This is a genomic window from Chromobacterium sinusclupearum (genome assembly GCF_002902845.1).
In the GTDB taxonomy this organism is placed as follows: Bacteria; Pseudomonadota; Gammaproteobacteria; order Burkholderiales; family Chromobacteriaceae; genus Chromobacterium; species Chromobacterium sinusclupearum.
In genome coordinates this window covers 15,269-29,870 of the sequence record NZ_PPTF01000013.1, presented here as the reverse complement: position 1 = coordinate 29,870, position 14,602 = coordinate 15,269, and the positions used below count along the sequence as shown (strand labels likewise).

Annotated in this window: 16 protein-coding genes; all 16 read right to left on the bottom strand. The window is 62.4% G+C overall.

What is annotated here, in order from left to right; all coding sequences use genetic code 11:
* Window positions 1-5 precede the first annotated feature (5 nt).
* The 16 genes from C2134_RS02950 to C2134_RS02880 all read right to left on the bottom strand — a co-directional run bounded on the left by C2134_RS02950 (window position 6) and on the right by C2134_RS02880 (window position 14,585).
* Window positions 6-482: a DUF1833 family protein gene (locus tag C2134_RS02950; RefSeq protein WP_103317443.1), complete on the bottom strand. Its 477-nt coding sequence runs from the start codon at window positions 480-482 to the stop codon at window positions 6-8.
* A 62-nt stretch (window positions 483-544) separates the two neighbouring features.
* On the bottom strand, window positions 545-1,036 hold the full coding sequence (locus tag C2134_RS02945; protein WP_158248683.1) for a DUF6232 family protein: 492 nt from the start codon (window positions 1,034-1,036) through the stop codon (window positions 545-547).
* A 76-nt stretch (window positions 1,037-1,112) separates the two neighbouring features.
* Window positions 1,113-1,472 carry a hypothetical protein gene (locus C2134_RS02940; RefSeq protein WP_103317440.1) on the bottom strand — a complete coding sequence of 120 codons (360 nt, stop codon included), beginning with the start codon at window positions 1,470-1,472 and terminating at the stop codon, window positions 1,113-1,115.
* Window positions 1,473-1,474: 2 nt separating this feature from the next.
* Window positions 1,475-5,119: a phage tail tape measure protein gene (locus C2134_RS02935; RefSeq protein ID WP_103317438.1), complete on the bottom strand. Its 3,645-nt coding sequence runs from the start codon at window positions 5,117-5,119 to the stop codon at window positions 1,475-1,477.
* Window positions 5,120-5,122: 3 nt separating this feature from the next.
* Window positions 5,123-5,362: a DUF1799 domain-containing protein gene (locus C2134_RS21455; protein WP_043621547.1), complete on the bottom strand. Its 240-nt coding sequence runs from the start codon at window positions 5,360-5,362 to the stop codon at window positions 5,123-5,125.
* 17 nt (window positions 5,363-5,379) lie between these two features.
* Entirely contained in the window at window positions 5,380-5,754 is a 375-nt protein-coding gene (locus C2134_RS21450) for a hypothetical protein (protein ID WP_158248682.1), read from the bottom strand.
* A 59-nt stretch (window positions 5,755-5,813) separates the two neighbouring features.
* Window positions 5,814-6,176, bottom strand: coding sequence for a hypothetical protein (locus C2134_RS02925; protein ID WP_103317435.1), 363 nt, complete (start codon window positions 6,174-6,176; stop codon window positions 5,814-5,816).
* A gap of 58 nt (window positions 6,177-6,234) precedes the next feature.
* Complete coding sequence (locus C2134_RS02920) at window positions 6,235-6,987, bottom strand: phage tail tube protein (protein WP_103317434.1); 753 nt, start codon at window positions 6,985-6,987, stop codon at window positions 6,235-6,237.
* A 9-nt stretch (window positions 6,988-6,996) separates the two neighbouring features.
* Window positions 6,997-7,416, bottom strand: coding sequence for a hypothetical protein (locus C2134_RS02915; protein ID WP_103317432.1), 420 nt, complete (start codon window positions 7,414-7,416; stop codon window positions 6,997-6,999).
* Window positions 7,413-7,733: a hypothetical protein gene (locus C2134_RS02910; protein ID WP_103317430.1), complete on the bottom strand. Its 321-nt coding sequence runs from the start codon at window positions 7,731-7,733 to the stop codon at window positions 7,413-7,415. Before C2134_RS02910 ends, C2134_RS02915 begins: the two co-directional genes overlap by 4 nt.
* Window positions 7,733-8,077 (bottom strand): DUF2190 family protein, encoded by a 345-nt coding sequence (locus C2134_RS02905; protein ID WP_103317428.1) that lies wholly within the window; start codon window positions 8,075-8,077, stop codon window positions 7,733-7,735. Before C2134_RS02905 ends, C2134_RS02910 begins: the two co-directional genes overlap by 1 nt.
* Window positions 8,078-8,125: 48 nt before the next feature.
* Window positions 8,126-10,162 (bottom strand): prohead protease/major capsid protein fusion protein, encoded by a 2,037-nt coding sequence (locus C2134_RS02900; protein WP_103317427.1) that lies wholly within the window; start codon window positions 10,160-10,162, stop codon window positions 8,126-8,128.
* On the bottom strand, window positions 10,155-11,690 hold the full coding sequence (locus C2134_RS02895) for a phage portal protein (RefSeq protein WP_103317425.1): 1,536 nt from the start codon (window positions 11,688-11,690) through the stop codon (window positions 10,155-10,157). The genes C2134_RS02900 and C2134_RS02895 overlap by 8 nt, the downstream gene beginning before the upstream one ends.
* A 3-nt stretch (window positions 11,691-11,693) precedes the next feature.
* Window positions 11,694-11,915 (bottom strand): phage head-tail joining protein, encoded by a 222-nt coding sequence (locus C2134_RS02890; protein ID WP_043621522.1) that lies wholly within the window; start codon window positions 11,913-11,915, stop codon window positions 11,694-11,696.
* Window positions 11,912-13,921: a phage terminase large subunit family protein gene (locus C2134_RS02885; protein ID WP_103317423.1), complete on the bottom strand. Its 2,010-nt coding sequence runs from the start codon at window positions 13,919-13,921 to the stop codon at window positions 11,912-11,914. The genes C2134_RS02890 and C2134_RS02885 overlap by 4 nt, the downstream gene beginning before the upstream one ends.
* 10 nt (window positions 13,922-13,931) lie before the next feature.
* The gene (locus tag C2134_RS02880; RefSeq protein ID WP_103317422.1) at window positions 13,932-14,585 is read right to left on the bottom strand and encodes a hypothetical protein; all 654 of its coding nucleotides are present in this window, start codon (window positions 14,583-14,585) and stop codon (window positions 13,932-13,934) included.
* Window positions 14,586-14,602: the final 17 nt, after the last annotated feature.

Sequence of the window (14,602 nt, the reverse complement as noted above, 5' to 3'; positions counted from 1 at the left end):
TCGAATCAGAACAGGGCCGGCGCGGTCTCCGGCCGGTAATAGACAGTGACGGCGGGCTGGTTCAGGAAATCGACATAGCCAAGCGTGCCGGAAACCTTGGTCTGGTCCATCGACAAGCCGGTCAGATCCAGCGTGATGTCGTACTCAATGAGATTGGGCGTGGACCGCATCACCTGAATAAAGCGGCAGGTTGCGCCGGCGCCGCCGCCGGACTGCTCCAGCCACTGCGTCAGCTCGCGGCCGATGTTGTCGATCTCCAGCCGCGCCTGCGGAACTTGATTGTCTGAATCGTCCGGCAGGGTGACGTCAAACGCGCAAGCGATGAACTCATTGCCCTCGACTACGATGTTTTGCGTGTCATTGACCACCCGCACCGGCACCGCCAGCTGCGGGTGCCGGATTTCCAGCAGCACCAACATGATGTCGTCGGCGCTGGTGGCATTGAGCTGTTCGCGGGCGCGCTGGGAGTAGGATCTGGCCATGTTTCAGTCTCCTGAAAAACAAAAACCCGCCGAAGCGGGTATTTTCTAAAAAATATAACTTATTATCCTCGTCGAACAATGCAGGCATTTAATGCCTCTACCACGCTCAACATCCACTTTTCATTTTTACTTCTCAAAGCTTGTGTCTCACCAGATGCCGTACTAAGCACAACAATATATGTTGGCTTCGACAAGGCAGCCACGACAACACCAATAGTAATCAGAACAGAACCAAAGCTTGAGGCACCAGTCTTAACCCCTGCAAAAAAGAAAAAAAATCCAACAATGATGAGTAGTAATGGAAGTGACTTGCTAGGCGATTGCTTGTGTAATCTTACAGCGGTCACACCACTCATTGCAAAGCTAGTATTATTTGGCAATGAAAATAATGTAGTTGTAATTTTAACACCATCACCAGAGAAAAATATTTTCTCTTCCGAAACATTATCACCAGAAAGCAATCTCCTTTTTTGGACCTCAAAGTCTTCTTGAGAAATTACACCCCTCTCTTTCAGTTCAACTAACTTCTCAATTTCATTAGCAACAGAAATCATATTAGCCTCGAAGTAGACATGAAGAAACACGCGCATGCCATAAGAATAGCACTACACACCCATCTCGTCCTATGCACTACCCGACTGTTTCAATTTGCAGCTGCGCCTTCCACTTCTGCGGCCCATCGCGCTGCCAGCGGCAGGCCGGCTGGCCCGTCAGCCGGCCTCGCTTGACCTGGCCACTCACCGGATCGGGGAAGCTGAACCACTCCACCCCGCCGGCCAGATCATCCCGCAGCCAGGCATCAAAACGCAGCCGATCGGCGTCGCTACGCAACTTCACGGTCAGTGACCGGCTGACCAGCGGCACAGAGAAACGGCGGCGCTGCTTGGGCAGGCCGCCGTCCATTTCAGTGCGCTGAACACCGTAGTTCGCCTCCTCGGCGTAGCCCTCGGCCAGCATCAGCGCATAGCCGGGGAATTGCGGTATTGGCATGCTTACCTCACATTCTTGATTGCTTCGCGGATAGGCCCGCCGCGCCGGATATCCTCCAGCACCACGCTGATCACCATCTCGCGCCCATCAAACCGCGGCTGGGCGCTGGTAGCCTGCAGCGGCTGGCCGCCCTTGTTGACCAGCTCCACTCGGATCGACTCAGGCGCGGCCCTGGCCGGCACCTGCGGCGCATCCGGCGCCACATACCGCCCAGCATTGCCGGACGCCCGCCCCACCCCGCCGCCCGTCGCCAGCTTTTTGGCATTGAGCGCATGCAGCGTGCCGAGGCCATAGTGATCCACCGCCGCGGCGCGCACCACGAACTCGCCGTTCGACAGCATGGCCGGGATACTGTCGCTGGTTGCTGAACCCGGGCCAAAAACCGGACCACCCGTCGAAAATCCCAACGTGCCCGCCACGATTGGCGCCGCCGGGCCGCTGGTCTGGAACATGCCTGCCATCATGCTGTTCAGCCCGCCGCCCAACATACCCGCCATACTCTGGCGGATCTGGATGCGGATCAGATCCTCGATCACGCTATTGGCGAAATCTGCGAACGACAGCTTGCCGGTCATGACAAACTTGGTCAGCGCATCCTCCATGCCGCCAAATGCGCGGCTGAACATCTCCTCGGTTTGCCCCGCCACATCGCGGGCGTGATCAGCGTAGTTTTCCAGCGCGCGGCTGGCGCCCAGCGACCAGTCGCCAGCGGCCTGCTGCATGGCGGCGAAGTGCGCCCGCTGGTCCGCCACCATGCGGCCAGTGCTGGCGTCGATCGCGTCCAGGGCGCGCTGATAGGCGGCAGGATCGATCAGATTCAGGTCCAGGTCTTCGGCCAGCCGCTTCTTGGCGTCCACCGCGTGCTTGCTGATCTGGTCCAGCGCCTCGCTTTCCTTGCGGAAGCGATCGCCCTGGCCCAGCCCTGCATATTCGCGCTGATTGACCTGCGCCTGCTCCAGCGCCTGGGCGTCCAGGCCGGCCAGCACCTCCTTCTGGCGCTTGACCAGCTTGTCGGCCTCTTTGCCGAGATCCGTCTCGGTGGCGATCAGCTTTTCTACCGCGGCGCGGTATTGATCCAGCGTGATCTTGCCTTCCCCGAATACCTTCTGCAGCACAGCCAGCTTGTTGTTGTAGGTCGGGCTGATGCCTGCGCTCTTGTTGATCAGGTCGCTGACCTGCTCCATCTCCTTGGCGGCCTCGCGCGCGGCCTTCTTGGCGGCAGATTCCGCGCCTTTGCTGTGCTCTTCCTTGATCTCAGCGATGCGCGCATTGTGGTGCTTCAGCGCGTCTTGGTACTCGGCGCTACCCTTATCCAGCCCGTCCACCGCCCCACGGAATGCAGCGCTTTCCTCCTCCAGCGCCTGCTTGTACTTCTCCTCCTTGGTCTTATGCTTGCCGTCTTCCAGGTAGTTCTGCAGAGCGTTGTTGAATTTCGGCTTGACCACCTGCTGCCCGGCAGCAGTATCGCGGCGCTCGCCGGAATACTTGTCGATAGACTTCAGCGCTTCGTCAGCCTGCTTCTGCTTGGCCTGCTCCAGCGCTTTCTTGGCCTCATCTCGCAGCGTGGTAGCCTCGCTGATCCGCTTCAGATGCTCGGCCGTGGCCTGCGGATTGACCTTGCCCTTGTGGATATAGTCGTCGTACTTCTTGCCGTACTCATCCACCAGCTTTTGCGCTGCGGCGATCTCATCCTTGATTGCGGGGATGCTGGCCTTTATCGCAGCCTGCTGAATGCGTTTAGCGGCTTGCTCGTGCTTGGCCGCAGCATTGCCGGCGGCGGCAGCGACATCGTTCCAGTAGATGATCAATGCCCCGATGGCCATCGTAGCGACACCAATCGGCCCACCCAGCAACGACATAGCACCACGCGCCACATTCAGCCCCACGGCGGCCGCCTGGGATGCCACGCTCGCCTGTTGCGTTGCTACCGCAAGCTGGCGCTGCGCGACACTGGCCGCCTCCGCCGCGACAGCCGCCCGACCGACCGCGGCCGTTTGCGCGGATGCGGCTTCAGCCGCTGCCGCCTCAGCCGCCGCCAGCCGGGCATCCGCTTCCGTGAGCGCATTGGCCATCGCCAGCGCGCGGCTCTGCGCCTGCGACAGCCGATCCTGCTCGGCCGCCTCGATGGCTTTGGCCGCCGCCAGATCCGCAGCCGCCTTGGTGCTGACCGCCTGGGCCAGCTGCAGCCGCTCATAGGCAGCGGCGCTGCCCACCGTCTGCGCGCTGCGCGCTTGCTCGGCGGCGGACAATTCCAGTGCCGCCGCCTTGGCCGCCATGTCGGCTTCCGCCACCATGGCCTTGGCCGTCGCCAGGCTTCCAGACTGCTCAATCTGACGCACCGCGCCCTGAGTCAGCGCCGCGTCCAGCGCCAGTTTTTCCCGATCCGCCTGCAGGGATAGCACCGTCTGCGCGGTGCGGGCAGACGTGGCGCGCGCCCGCTCCAGTTCGGCCAGCGCGGCGGCTCTGTCAGCCTGCGCCCTGCGCTCGGCCAGGCCGGCGGCGTTGGCCTCGGCCATTGCATCGACCCGGGCCTGCTGCGCTTTCTCTTGCGATGCAATGATATTGCCGATGGGTTGAGTCAGCCGGTTTCCTACGGCTGAACCAACTGCGCCTGCCATTTGGGCCGCCTTCAGCGCCACCAGCGCCCCCACCACCAACTCGATGACACCCCGGTATTCATACAGCGCCCGGCCGGCATCGCCGGCAAAGCGGACCACGCTGACCATTCCGCCGCTGATCTCGCGCAGGCCTTCCACAAACTGGCGCCGCTGGGCATCGTTGCTCAACGACTCGTTGAAATCGGTCAGCCAGCCCTTCGCCGCCTCCCGCAACGGCTCCATCCCTTCCGCCGCGGCCTTGGACACCATTTCCTTGGATGCGTCCATCAGGCCGACCATGGTCTTGGAGTAGTAGTCGCTGCTTTCGGCAAAGCCCTGCAGACGCTTCATCAGGTAATCAAACAGGTCGCCGCCATCCTGCTTGATCTTGGCAATGTCCTTGTTGGTAATGCCCAAAGCCGTCGCCAGCTGCGAATCGCTGGTGATGTTGCCGGTCAGGATAGACCGCATCTCCTGCACGATCTGGCTGCCTTCCAAACCAAGCGATTTCACCGCGTTGATGCCTACGGTGGAAAGCTGCCGGATCTGGTCGATGCTCATCTTGGCCTGCAGGCCCGGCCCCAGCATGGCATTGAAGCCGCTGACCAGCTCCTGGGTGCTGGCCGCGGTTTTGGCGGCATCGTCCGCCAGCTGGCTGGTCAGCTTGGCGGACAGCGCCAGCGCATCCTTCATCGACAGCGCCTTGCCATCCAGCGTGGCCATGCTGGCCAGGGTGCCAGCCATGCCGACCTGCATGGTTTCCATCTGGTTGGCGAATTCCACCCCCATCTGCGGGATGCGCGCCATCGCCTCGCCCACCGCGCTGATGGCTCGCTCCGCCAGCAGGAAACCACCCACGGCGCCCACAACAGATTTCAGCCTGTTGAACGAGGCAGACATGCGCTCGATGCTATCCACGCCGGAACGGGCGCGCGTCTCGATCCGCGAAAACCCGCTATCGACAGCGGACTGCAGTTGGTTCATATCCCGGCGGATGCTGGCGGTATCCGCCCGGATATCGATCACAATGGAACTGATGGGCTGAGCCATGCTTTACCTCCGCGCCATGGCGTCCACCATGGCCATCTCGATTACCTGAATGTCGCGCAGCAATTCCGCGCGCTGGTCCGGCGGCACGCCGCGCATATTCATAGCCGCCTCTACCCCCTCATAGCGCAGCCCCATCACGCCGCCCATCGGCGCCACCAGCAGCTGGCTGCGACAGGCCAGCGCCAATTCCAGCGCCGGCACACAGTCCGGCCAGACCTCGACATCGGACGCGCCGCCAGCCAACGCGCGCCCGATCTCGGTCAGTTTTTTTCGCGGGCGCCGTAGGTCAGCTCGTTGATCGCCTCCCAGATGCCGCGACTGAACGCAGCGCCATCCGGCCCGGTGACCAACTGGCGCAACAGATCCAGACTGAACGGCAGCGGCTGACCGTCCGCATCGGTTACGCCCTCCCAGCCAACCAGCAGGCGGGCAAACTTGTCCACGTTGGCCTGCAGCAACTGCGGGAAGGACGCCTCCTCGCTTACGCCCTCTTGCGCCAGCGCCACCACCTGTTCCGGCGGCAGTCGGTTGAACACACCCATGAATTCGTGCTTATCGGTCAGGCCGCCATCGGCCAGCAGCTGCACCCTGATCGGCCAGCGGATAGTGGGGTTTTGCTTCACGACAAAAGCCATGTGATTCTCCATAAAAAAACCCGCCATCAAGGCGGGCTTAAATTGAAAAGAAAAACCAATTACTTAAATGCCAATGACAAAATACTTGTGTAAGTTTTACTGTCCGTTGTGGCTAAGATTTTTTTACCATCCTTCATAACTGCAATGAAGGTCACTTCTTTTTTCTTACCACCCAACAACAGACCAGCCAAGAGACCAACCGGCCCAAGCAAAGCGCCACCAACTGCTCCCCACCCAATAGTGCCACCCCACTTTTTTACACTTTCTTCGTTTGCCACTTCTACATGCTGCAATTCCTTTCGCAAATCTAACTTCTTCCCAAAAAGTCCATCCCCCCACGTCCACGGGAATGAAATGATCGACGAATAGTATTGGCAATCACCCTTCGGGAAGTCACCTGCATGAATTTTTATGGTAGCCATAAAATGTCCACATTAAACATATTGAAGGCATAGACTACCATGAAATGACATTTTGCTATTACTGAACCTGCATCACCGTGAAGAACTGGCTCAGCCCCACGCCTAAACGGTTCGGGTCCATCATCAGCTTGCCGCTAAGGTCGGACTTGCTGAAGCCATCGGACTGCAACAGGTCCAAACCGCCAGCGCCCAGACGGCAACGGTAAGCGCGCACGATCACCGGATTGCCGCTGTCCGCGGCGTTCAGCCCCTCGAACTGCAGCTCCACTTCGACGTTGGGCGTGGTCAGCGCCTCGGTCTGGCTGATGGCCAGCGAGGTGTACTGGATGTCTACCGGGTCGCCATCCAGCAACGCGGCCACGTCCAGCACGCGGATGCCGGCACCGCTGCGCATCCAGTGCGTGCCCTCGGTCAAGTCCTTGACCGTGCCCTTGGCGCCGGCGCTGGCCTTGACCGTTACCGGCTTGGACCAGTCAATCGGCTTGGATACCGGCGCCAGGCAGTTGCGGTAGATTTTGACGGTCTCCGTCGCCGTGCCCGCCGCGACATTGGTAGACGCGCCCTTGAGCAGCAGCGATAGCACATCCGGGCTGTACTGGCTGATGCCGCCGATGGCGATTTCCACGCCAGTGACCTCCGTCACCACATCCAGCTGGCCGCCGGCCAGCGTTTGCGTGTTGAGCAGTTCCTCGTCCTTCATCTGCGGCGTGAATGCCAGCTTTTCGATATTGCACAGCGGCACAAAACGGCCGCTGCCCTTGATGGCAACGTACAGCTGGCCCTTGCCGTTGTAGGTATACAGTTTCGGCATGTCGATTCCTTACAGGGTAATGGTGTAGTCGATGGTGATGGGAATGCGGGTGGCGCAAACCACAGCCAGCAGCGTTTCCTGATCAAACTCTGCGCCGCCTATCATGATGGTCTCGCCCTGACCCAGGCACGCATCGCCCAGCGTGAGCAGAGCGCGGTAGATATCGCCCTCGATGACATCCAGCAGCGCATAACGGGATTCGCCCTCGGCGTAGAGATCGAGGCTCAGCATCAGCTGGCGCCGCTGCTGGACCATCCCGCCTTGCGCGGCGGCTTCCTTCACCGAGTCGGACAAGCGGCTTAGGTTGATCGCCGGCAAGTGATCCGCCTCGAATGGCTCCTCCCGGTCGATGCAGAACAGGACATCCGGACTCAGCAGCGGCCGAATCAGACCGGCCACGGCCATTTGCAGATCGTGGCGGCGCTTCATGGCTTGATCTCTTTCAGATCGATGCGCCAGTCGCCGGCGGAGGTCCGCAAGGGCTTGCCGCGCACCTCAAACGCTTGGCCGCCCGCCTCCACCCGCCTGCCGGTCAGTTTGCCGGCCGGCAGGTCTTCCGGCTGGATGATCAGCCAGGCGCTGGACTGTTCATCCAGCACCATGCCGCCCAGCCCGCTGGCGTTTTGAGCGTTGCAATGAAAAACGGCCGGAATCTCCCGGCCGTCCAGTTTGATCAACTCGCCCTGCAGGCGCAGCGAGCCTAGCCGCCTCGCCGCGCTGGCCAAGCGCTCGCGCGCCGAGCGCATTACGCCGCCACCGTGGTGGTGACGCCGTTCAAGCGCACCGCGACAGCGCCCGCGCCGTTGCCGGCAGCAGCGATGGCCACGCCCACCAGATGCGCCCCCGCCGCCTTGGCGGCACATACGCGGCCGGCCGGGTCGAAATAGACCGGATCGCCGATGGCGAATACCGCATCCACCGCCTTGGGCAGCGAGAAAGCGCCTTCCGCTTCGCCGCTGAACGGCTCGCCTTTCTTGGCGTCCACCGACGCCACCAAAAACAGGTTGCCGATCAGCACCGGCGCACCGGACACCACGTCATACGGCGCCGGCAGGGTCAGCGTGTCGCCGCTGTAAATCTTGTTTCGCATGTTGTTCTCCAGTTGAGCCAGCCTGGCAAACCGCCAGGCCGTGCGGGTTTACTTGGCGCCCGGATTCTTGGCGATCCAGCGATAATCCATCAGGCCGACGCCGACATCGAGCCGCGCCTTGACCTGCACGCCATCGACCTCGAAACCTTCCTGATACGAGGTGTACAGACCTTCCTGGCCATCCAGATACGCAATCTCGATGCTCGGCGCAGCTTCCGGGCCTGCGGCCAAATACCAGGACTTGGGATCGGCGCGCTGCAGGCGCGGCTCGGTGATCACTTGGTACTGGCCTGCCAGCGGGTTCAGATCGTCCACCTTGGTGGCGGAGACAAAGCCGATCGCCTTTTGCGCTGCCAGGCGCATGCTGCGCGGCGCCAGGATGTACTGGCCGTACAGATTCAGATCCTCCTCGGTGCCCGGCTCGGTTTGCATGCCGATCAGCTGGTCCAGCGCATCAATCCCCTCGATGCTGATGGCGCCACCCGCGCCGATATTGCGGTGGTCTGCATGGAACAGCGGCTTGCCATCGCGCAGCTTGGGCGAGTTGGTGATCAGGCCCCACACCAGATTGCTTTCCAGGTTGGCGGCGGAGCGGCCAAAGTTGGACGACAGGTCATTGAACACACCCAAGTCGTCATTGATGATCACCTGACGGCTGATGTTGATGATGCGGCCGTAGGTGCGCAGCTTCATGCGTTCGGCGCCGGCATCGTTCAGCGTGCCGATCTCGAATTCGCCGGCTTCGGTGACTTCCTTCAGATCCACACGGTTGCCAAGCTGCAGGAAGGATTTTTCCTTGAAGTCGGCCAGCGTGCCGCGGCGGACCAGCGGCCAGAACGTCTGCCCCGCCAGCTGATAGCCCTGCATCATGGCGCGGTTCGCCACGTTGGCCAGGATCACCGGGAAATCGCTGGTGGTATGCATGCCGCCGGCGCGGTTGTTGTTGAGCGCCAGCTCGACGATTTCAGAGCGGGTCAGGCCGCGCACATTGCCGCCGGCGCGCTCCACGCATTCACGCGCCATGTCAGTCAGGTTCATGCCGCGGAACTGGCGGGCCAGCTCGCGGTTTTCTGCGCTGTGCTGGCTGGAGGTAAACGAGCGCTGGAAGATGGCCTCGCCCATGGCGCGGCGGCGGGTCTCGGTCTCATCCTGCACCGTCTGCACGTTGGCGTGGCTGCGCGTTTGGTTCTGGCTGCTCTGCTCGGCCAGGCGCTCCAGCACCAGTTCGCGGGCGCGATCAATGGTGCAGTTGGTGTCGTCCAGCAGGGAACGGGCAAAATCGGCGCCAAACTGCGGATACAGATCGGTCAACTTGCGGATCTGCGCCTGGCGCTGGTTTTCCTGCCGAATGGCGGCGGCGCGGACCTCGTTCTCGTTTACGGCAACAGTCGCTTGGTTGTCTTCGGTTTGCGGCATGGGATTGTCCTCGGGTTGATTGCGGTTTTCCGGTTCAGATGCCGGCTCGCCGGCAGATTCGGGTTGTGTAGCGTGTTCGGGTTGCAGGTAGCGCACCGGATAGGCCGGCGCATTGTCGGGGCGGCTGGCACTGCGGACGCCAGCGTCGGCATCCGCCGGCACCGGCACCAGGCTGATTTCGTAAGGCTCCCAGTCGATGGCCAGATAGCGGGCCACGCCGCCATCCGGCGCCTCGGTGATCTGATAGGCGTGGACGATGTAGCCCACGCTGACGTTGCGGATGATGCCGTCCACCACGTCCTGCCAATACGGCTCGACATCGGCGCGTTTGCTGAAACGCACACGCGCCCAGCCCTCGCCGTCCTGCAGCCGGGCCTCCTCGACTACGCCGATCTGCCCTTCCAGGCTCAGCTGGAAATGGGTATTGAGCAGCGCGGCGCCGCCGGTCAGGCGGCCCATCCGCACCGCGCCCGGCTCCATCGACAATTCCTCGTCGAAGGGTTGCCAGCGGTTCCAGTCAAAGCGGCGCACCGTGGCGCCGGTAGACCAGACCAGCTCAACCGTGCGGGCCTCGACATTGACCGAGGACACCGCCGCCCGCGCGCTGACCAGCGGCAGACTATTGCGGGTAATCACCTCCGGCGCCGCCGGGGTGCGGGTATCAGGCATGTTCTTTCCTCCTGGAATGCGAAACCCCGCGTTTGCGGGGCTTGGTTTGCTTGCTGTCTGCTGGGTCGCCTGGATCTGGCGGGTCGGTCTCGGCGCCGATGGCGATCAGGTTGTTCAGATTGATCGGAATGCCGAGCTTGGCCAGCTCCGCGTAGTCCTTGGCCAGCTCCTGCCACATGGTTTGCGGATCGACGCCGCGGCGGCGTGCCAGCTCGGACAACGACTTGGCGCCGCTGGCGACTTCCAGCAGCTCGCCGATCATGTCCTTGACCGGGTCCACCCAATCCCAGCGCGGCGTGGTGAAGTCCAGCTCGAAATCGTCTTCCAGCTCGCCCAAGCCTTTCAGCGCGGCGGCTTTCAGAAACAGCTCGACCATCGGTTCGCACAGGCCAGGGATGAAGGTCAGCCACTGCCAGCCCTCGGCATTGCGGCGGAACTCCAGCAGCCCGGCACGCGAGCTGCTGTAGTTCACCTGGCTGTAGTCGCCGGTCAGCATCTCGTAAGTGACCATGCCGCCGGCCGCCAACGCGCGGCGCTGGTCGCGGGTGTAATCCGGATAACCGCCGGATGGCGTGGGCTGGCCGAACGACACCGACTCGCCCATGCCCAGCCGCTTGATCAGGCCTGGCGCGATCTTTTCCACCATGCGGCCGGCGGGCTTGTCTTCCCGCTCCACGGCGCCGATGCTGCTATTGCCGCTGTCGCCGCTGGTGATGAAGACGCTGAAACAAGCCTCGACTTTTTTCCGCGTCAGCTCGGCGTCCTCGTAGTCGTCCAGATCGCGCGCCCGCATGATCACCGGCGCCAGCTCCGGCACGCCGCGCACCTGGCCGGGCCGCGTCTTGCGGAAGCAATGGATGATCTCCTCAGCGGGAATGAACTTGGACTGCAGCGAGCGCGACAGCCGGCCGATCTCGCCGGGATGGCGGTCAAACAGCCAATAGCCCTCAATCTGGCCAATCACGCTGAACTGGATGCCGGACAGGATGTACCCGCCGTTGTCTAGATCCTGCGTCTTGTCGCTGTCCAAGTAGTCCGGCTCCAGCACCTGGAACTGCAAGGGGATGGCGAGCTTGTCCTGCGGCCGGCGCCAGCGCACGCGCACCAGCACCTCGCCGCTTTCCCACATGGTCCGCGCGGCAAGCGCCTGCAGGCCGTACAGGTTGAGATGGCCGTCCGCATCACATTTGCGGCTGTTTGCCCAGCGCTTGTAGGCCTTGCCCAGCTTCTTGTGGCTGGCCAGGTTGCAGCGGATGCCGGAGCCGACCACATTGCCGGTCCACGACTCCAGCGCTTTCTTGCACCAAGGGTTATTGCGGACCAGATCGCGGCTGCGATTGCGCAGCGTGGGCAGCGCCATCTGGTTTTCCGCGTTGGCCGAACTGCCGCTGGTGACCCAGCCAGCCGTGCGGCGCCCGCGCTTGGCCCCCTCATACGCCCGGATTTCTCCCAGCGCCTGGCGGGCCTGCCAACGGCGAACCGCGCGCTCTGGCATGACTGCGCCGATCAGATTGTCGAGCCAGTTCATCGCTTAGTCCCGAGTGAATGCGGCATAGGTGACGGACGGCAGAGAAGAAGCGGCCGTTTGCAGCTGCCCTGTCCGTTCCAGCTGGCTGCGCACCATGTCATAGGCGCGCTGCAGCTCTGCGATCGAGCGGTATTGCACCCGCATGCCGTCGCGGTAGATTTCCAGCTCGCCGCTGGCGATCGCATCTTCCAAGGCGCGCAGGTTTTCTAGCGTCCAGGTGGTCATAAATAATCCTCTCTGACATCGTCCAGCCAGCCGCCATCAGCGGCCGGAGATGAAGAAGCCCCGCTCATGGCGGGGCGTGTTTCGGTTTCTGGCTGGGCTGCAGGCGGTGCAGCGGCATTGCCGCCGCTGGCGCCGAACAGGTCCAGCACGCGCGGCTGCATCACCGCCTCGCGCTGGTCCCAATCCGCCGGCTGCGCATTCTGGATGCGCAACGGCGGCGCGCAGGCTGCAAAGTAGGCATAGTTCCAGCAGTCCAGCGCCTCGTTGCGCACCTGCCCTGTCCGCTTCTTCCATTTGCGGTTGACCGAGTCGTACACCTCGGCCGTCAGCTGCTGGAAGAAATCTTCGTCCAAATCGTCCGGGAAGTTGACGAACAGCTCTCCCCCTTCCTCGAATGCTTGCCGGTCAGCGATCAGCCAGCTGAACAGCGTCGATTTGGCGTGATCCACCCCAACCGTCCACAGCTTAAGGCCGTTCTTGAGCATGGCGCCGCCGTCCTCTACATCGACAGAGGAGGGCCGGCTGATCAATGGCTTGTTGGCCCGGCCGATCACGGCAAACAGGCGCGTCCGCCCTTTCCAGTTGCGGACGAAGCGGTAAGCGTATTGGCTGCGGTGGCCCGCCGTATCGATCGCGGCGGCCTCGATGTGCATGTCCACGCCAAACAGATTGCGGTAGCTGCCGTTCAGCACGTCAGCCAGCCGCTGCCAGACGTTGGGCTGTTCTGGCGTCCCCACCTCGGCCGGATCGCCATACAGCATGATGCGGTCGATCAAGTGGCAACGCTGATCGCGGCCCCAGCCCCACACGTAGCATTCCAGCCGGTCATCCTGGGTATCGATGCCAGCGGTCAGCAGCAGCACGCTGGCAGGGATCATCCGTTGCCGGTACGGCTTCACCCGTTGCATCAGCTCATTGAACTTGACGCTGGCGGCGCGATCCTCCCAGGTTTCGGCCAAGGCCGTGTTGATGAATCGCTTCAGCTCTACCGGGTCTTTCGAGGCCCGCACGAACTGAACCGCGCGCTCTTTCCACGTCCGCCCCAGGCCAACCGGCGAGTAATAGCTGTTCAAGTGATAGCCGCGGATTTTGCGGTCTGGATACGCGGCGACCCACTCGCCGTTTTCCAGCATCCATGTCTTGTGATGCTCCGGTATTTCCTCTTCGCAGGACTCGCAGACATACACGGCATCCGTCAGCGCGTCCGGGTCGCCATCGCGCCCCTCCTCGAACTTGTAGCGGAACTGCTGATGGCGCAAATGCTGCTTGTGCAGGCAATGCGGGCATGGCACGTAGTAGCGGCGCTGGTCGCTGCGCTCGAACCACTTCTCGATATTGCTGGCGCCGCGCACGGTCGGCGTCGAGCACATATAGATTTTGCGGCGCGGAAAGTTGTTGGTCCGCTCCAGCGCCAGGCCGATCGGGTCGCCCTCGCCGTCCAGATCGTCCGGGTAGGCGTCCACCTCATCCAGCCCCAGCTTGCCCACTGGCATGGAGCGCAGGCTGATGGCGGAGTTGGCGCCGCTCATCCGCAGCACGCCGCCGGGGTATTCCTTCAGCAGCGTGGTATTGCCGCCATCGCGGCTGCGCGCCGGCGGGATCTTGGCTCGCAGCGTCTCGCTGCCGCTGATCATGTTGGCCAGGCGCTGTTTCGACCACAGCTCGGCCAGCTCGATGGTCGGCTGCACCACCATCATCGGCCCCGGCGATTGGTCGATGCTGTAGCCGGTCCAGTTGATCAAGCTCTCGGTGCCCGCAACCTGCGTCGGCTTCATGAACACCACGGTCTCGACGCCGCTGCCGGCGCTGAGGCTGTCCATGATTTCACGGATGAACGGCACCACGCCGGTACGCCATGGGCCGGGCATCGAGGTTTCCGCGCTGGTCAGCACGCGATGCATGTCCGCCCATTCGCTCACCAGCATCCGCACCCGCGGCGAGAAAGCTGCAGACCACGCGGACGTGACTGCATCAAGCGCCTGGCGCTCGTAGATGCTCATGTCCATCGTGATCTCCTCAAAGGGTCAGTTTGCTAGCCAGCTCCGCCGTCTGCTTGCTGAGCGTTTCGCAGCATTCGTCTATTGCCTCCTCCAAAAGCGCGTAAACCACATGCGGGTCGGTTTCTGCCGCAATCCGAATGCCTATCCGGTCAGGGATGCGCTCAAACGCCGCCCGCGTTGACGCGGCCAGGTCGGCCACAAGCTTCACCGTGACATCGTGGGATATGAGCGCGCCGCGAGCCTTGGCCAGCTCGATGTCGATCTGGTGCCCGCGCTTGATCTCGTTCGAGGCCCGCGCCGCGTTGTAGGCGGCCATCGGGTTGCTCAAGTCCACGCCAGCAAAGAGATTGACCTCGCGGGCCGATGGCATCGGCGCCGGCGGCGCAACGGCTGGCGCCATATCCTGGCCCGTTGACTGCAGGGCTTGCGCCGACTCCTGAACCGTCATGCCATGGCCGCCGCCTTTCCAGCGCTCCAGCGCGTGCCGCGCCGAAACGCCAGCTTTCTCAGCTGACGCGGTATTCGCCAGCAACTCCAGCGAGGGCTGGACCACAACCAAGTTGCCATCAGCCGATAGGACTAGCCTATCGGCCTTTGCCAGCTGCGAAATGTAGCCACGCGAGACCCCGAGCAGCGCGGCGAACTCGCTTTTCTTGATCTCTGGTTTCATGGGTTTTTTAAAGAGAA

Excerpts from the sequence above, each read along its gene's own strand:
- C2134_RS02950 (WP_103317443.1), bottom strand. The coding sequence starts at position 482 with ATGGCCAGATCCTACTCCCAGCGCGCCCGCGAACAGCTCAATGCCACC.
- C2134_RS02945 (WP_158248683.1), bottom strand. The coding sequence starts at position 1,036 with ATGATTTCTGTTGCTAATGAAATTGAGAAGTTAGTTGAACTGAAAGAG.
- C2134_RS02940 (WP_103317440.1), bottom strand. The coding sequence starts at position 1,472 with ATGCCAATACCGCAATTCCCCGGCTATGCGCTGATGCTGGCCGAGGGC.
- C2134_RS02935 (WP_103317438.1), bottom strand. The coding sequence starts at position 5,119 with ATGGCTCAGCCCATCAGTTCCATTGTGATCGATATCCGGGCGGATACC.
- C2134_RS21450 (WP_158248682.1), bottom strand. The coding sequence starts at position 5,754 with ATGGCTTTTGTCGTGAAGCAAAACCCCACTATCCGCTGGCCGATCAGG.
- C2134_RS02925 (WP_103317435.1), bottom strand. The coding sequence starts at position 6,176 with ATGGCTACCATAAAAATTCATGCAGGTGACTTCCCGAAGGGTGATTGC.
- C2134_RS02920 (WP_103317434.1), bottom strand. The coding sequence starts at position 6,987 with ATGCCGAAACTGTATACCTACAACGGCAAGGGCCAGCTGTACGTTGCC.
- C2134_RS02915 (WP_103317432.1), bottom strand. The coding sequence starts at position 7,416 with ATGAAGCGCCGCCACGATCTGCAAATGGCCGTGGCCGGTCTGATTCGG.
- C2134_RS02910 (WP_103317430.1), bottom strand. The coding sequence starts at position 7,733 with ATGCGCTCGGCGCGCGAGCGCTTGGCCAGCGCGGCGAGGCGGCTAGGC.
- C2134_RS02905 (WP_103317428.1), bottom strand. The coding sequence starts at position 8,077 with ATGCGAAACAAGATTTACAGCGGCGACACGCTGACCCTGCCGGCGCCG.
- C2134_RS02900 (WP_103317427.1), bottom strand. The coding sequence starts at position 10,162 with ATGCCTGATACCCGCACCCCGGCGGCGCCGGAGGTGATTACCCGCAAT.
- C2134_RS02895 (WP_103317425.1), bottom strand. The coding sequence starts at position 11,690 with ATGAACTGGCTCGACAATCTGATCGGCGCAGTCATGCCAGAGCGCGCG.
- C2134_RS02890 (WP_043621522.1), bottom strand. The coding sequence starts at position 11,915 with ATGACCACCTGGACGCTAGAAAACCTGCGCGCCTTGGAAGATGCGATC.
- C2134_RS02885 (WP_103317423.1), bottom strand. The coding sequence starts at position 13,921 with ATGGACATGAGCATCTACGAGCGCCAGGCGCTTGATGCAGTCACGTCC.
- C2134_RS02880 (WP_103317422.1), bottom strand. The coding sequence starts at position 14,585 with ATGAAACCAGAGATCAAGAAAAGCGAGTTCGCCGCGCTGCTCGGGGTC.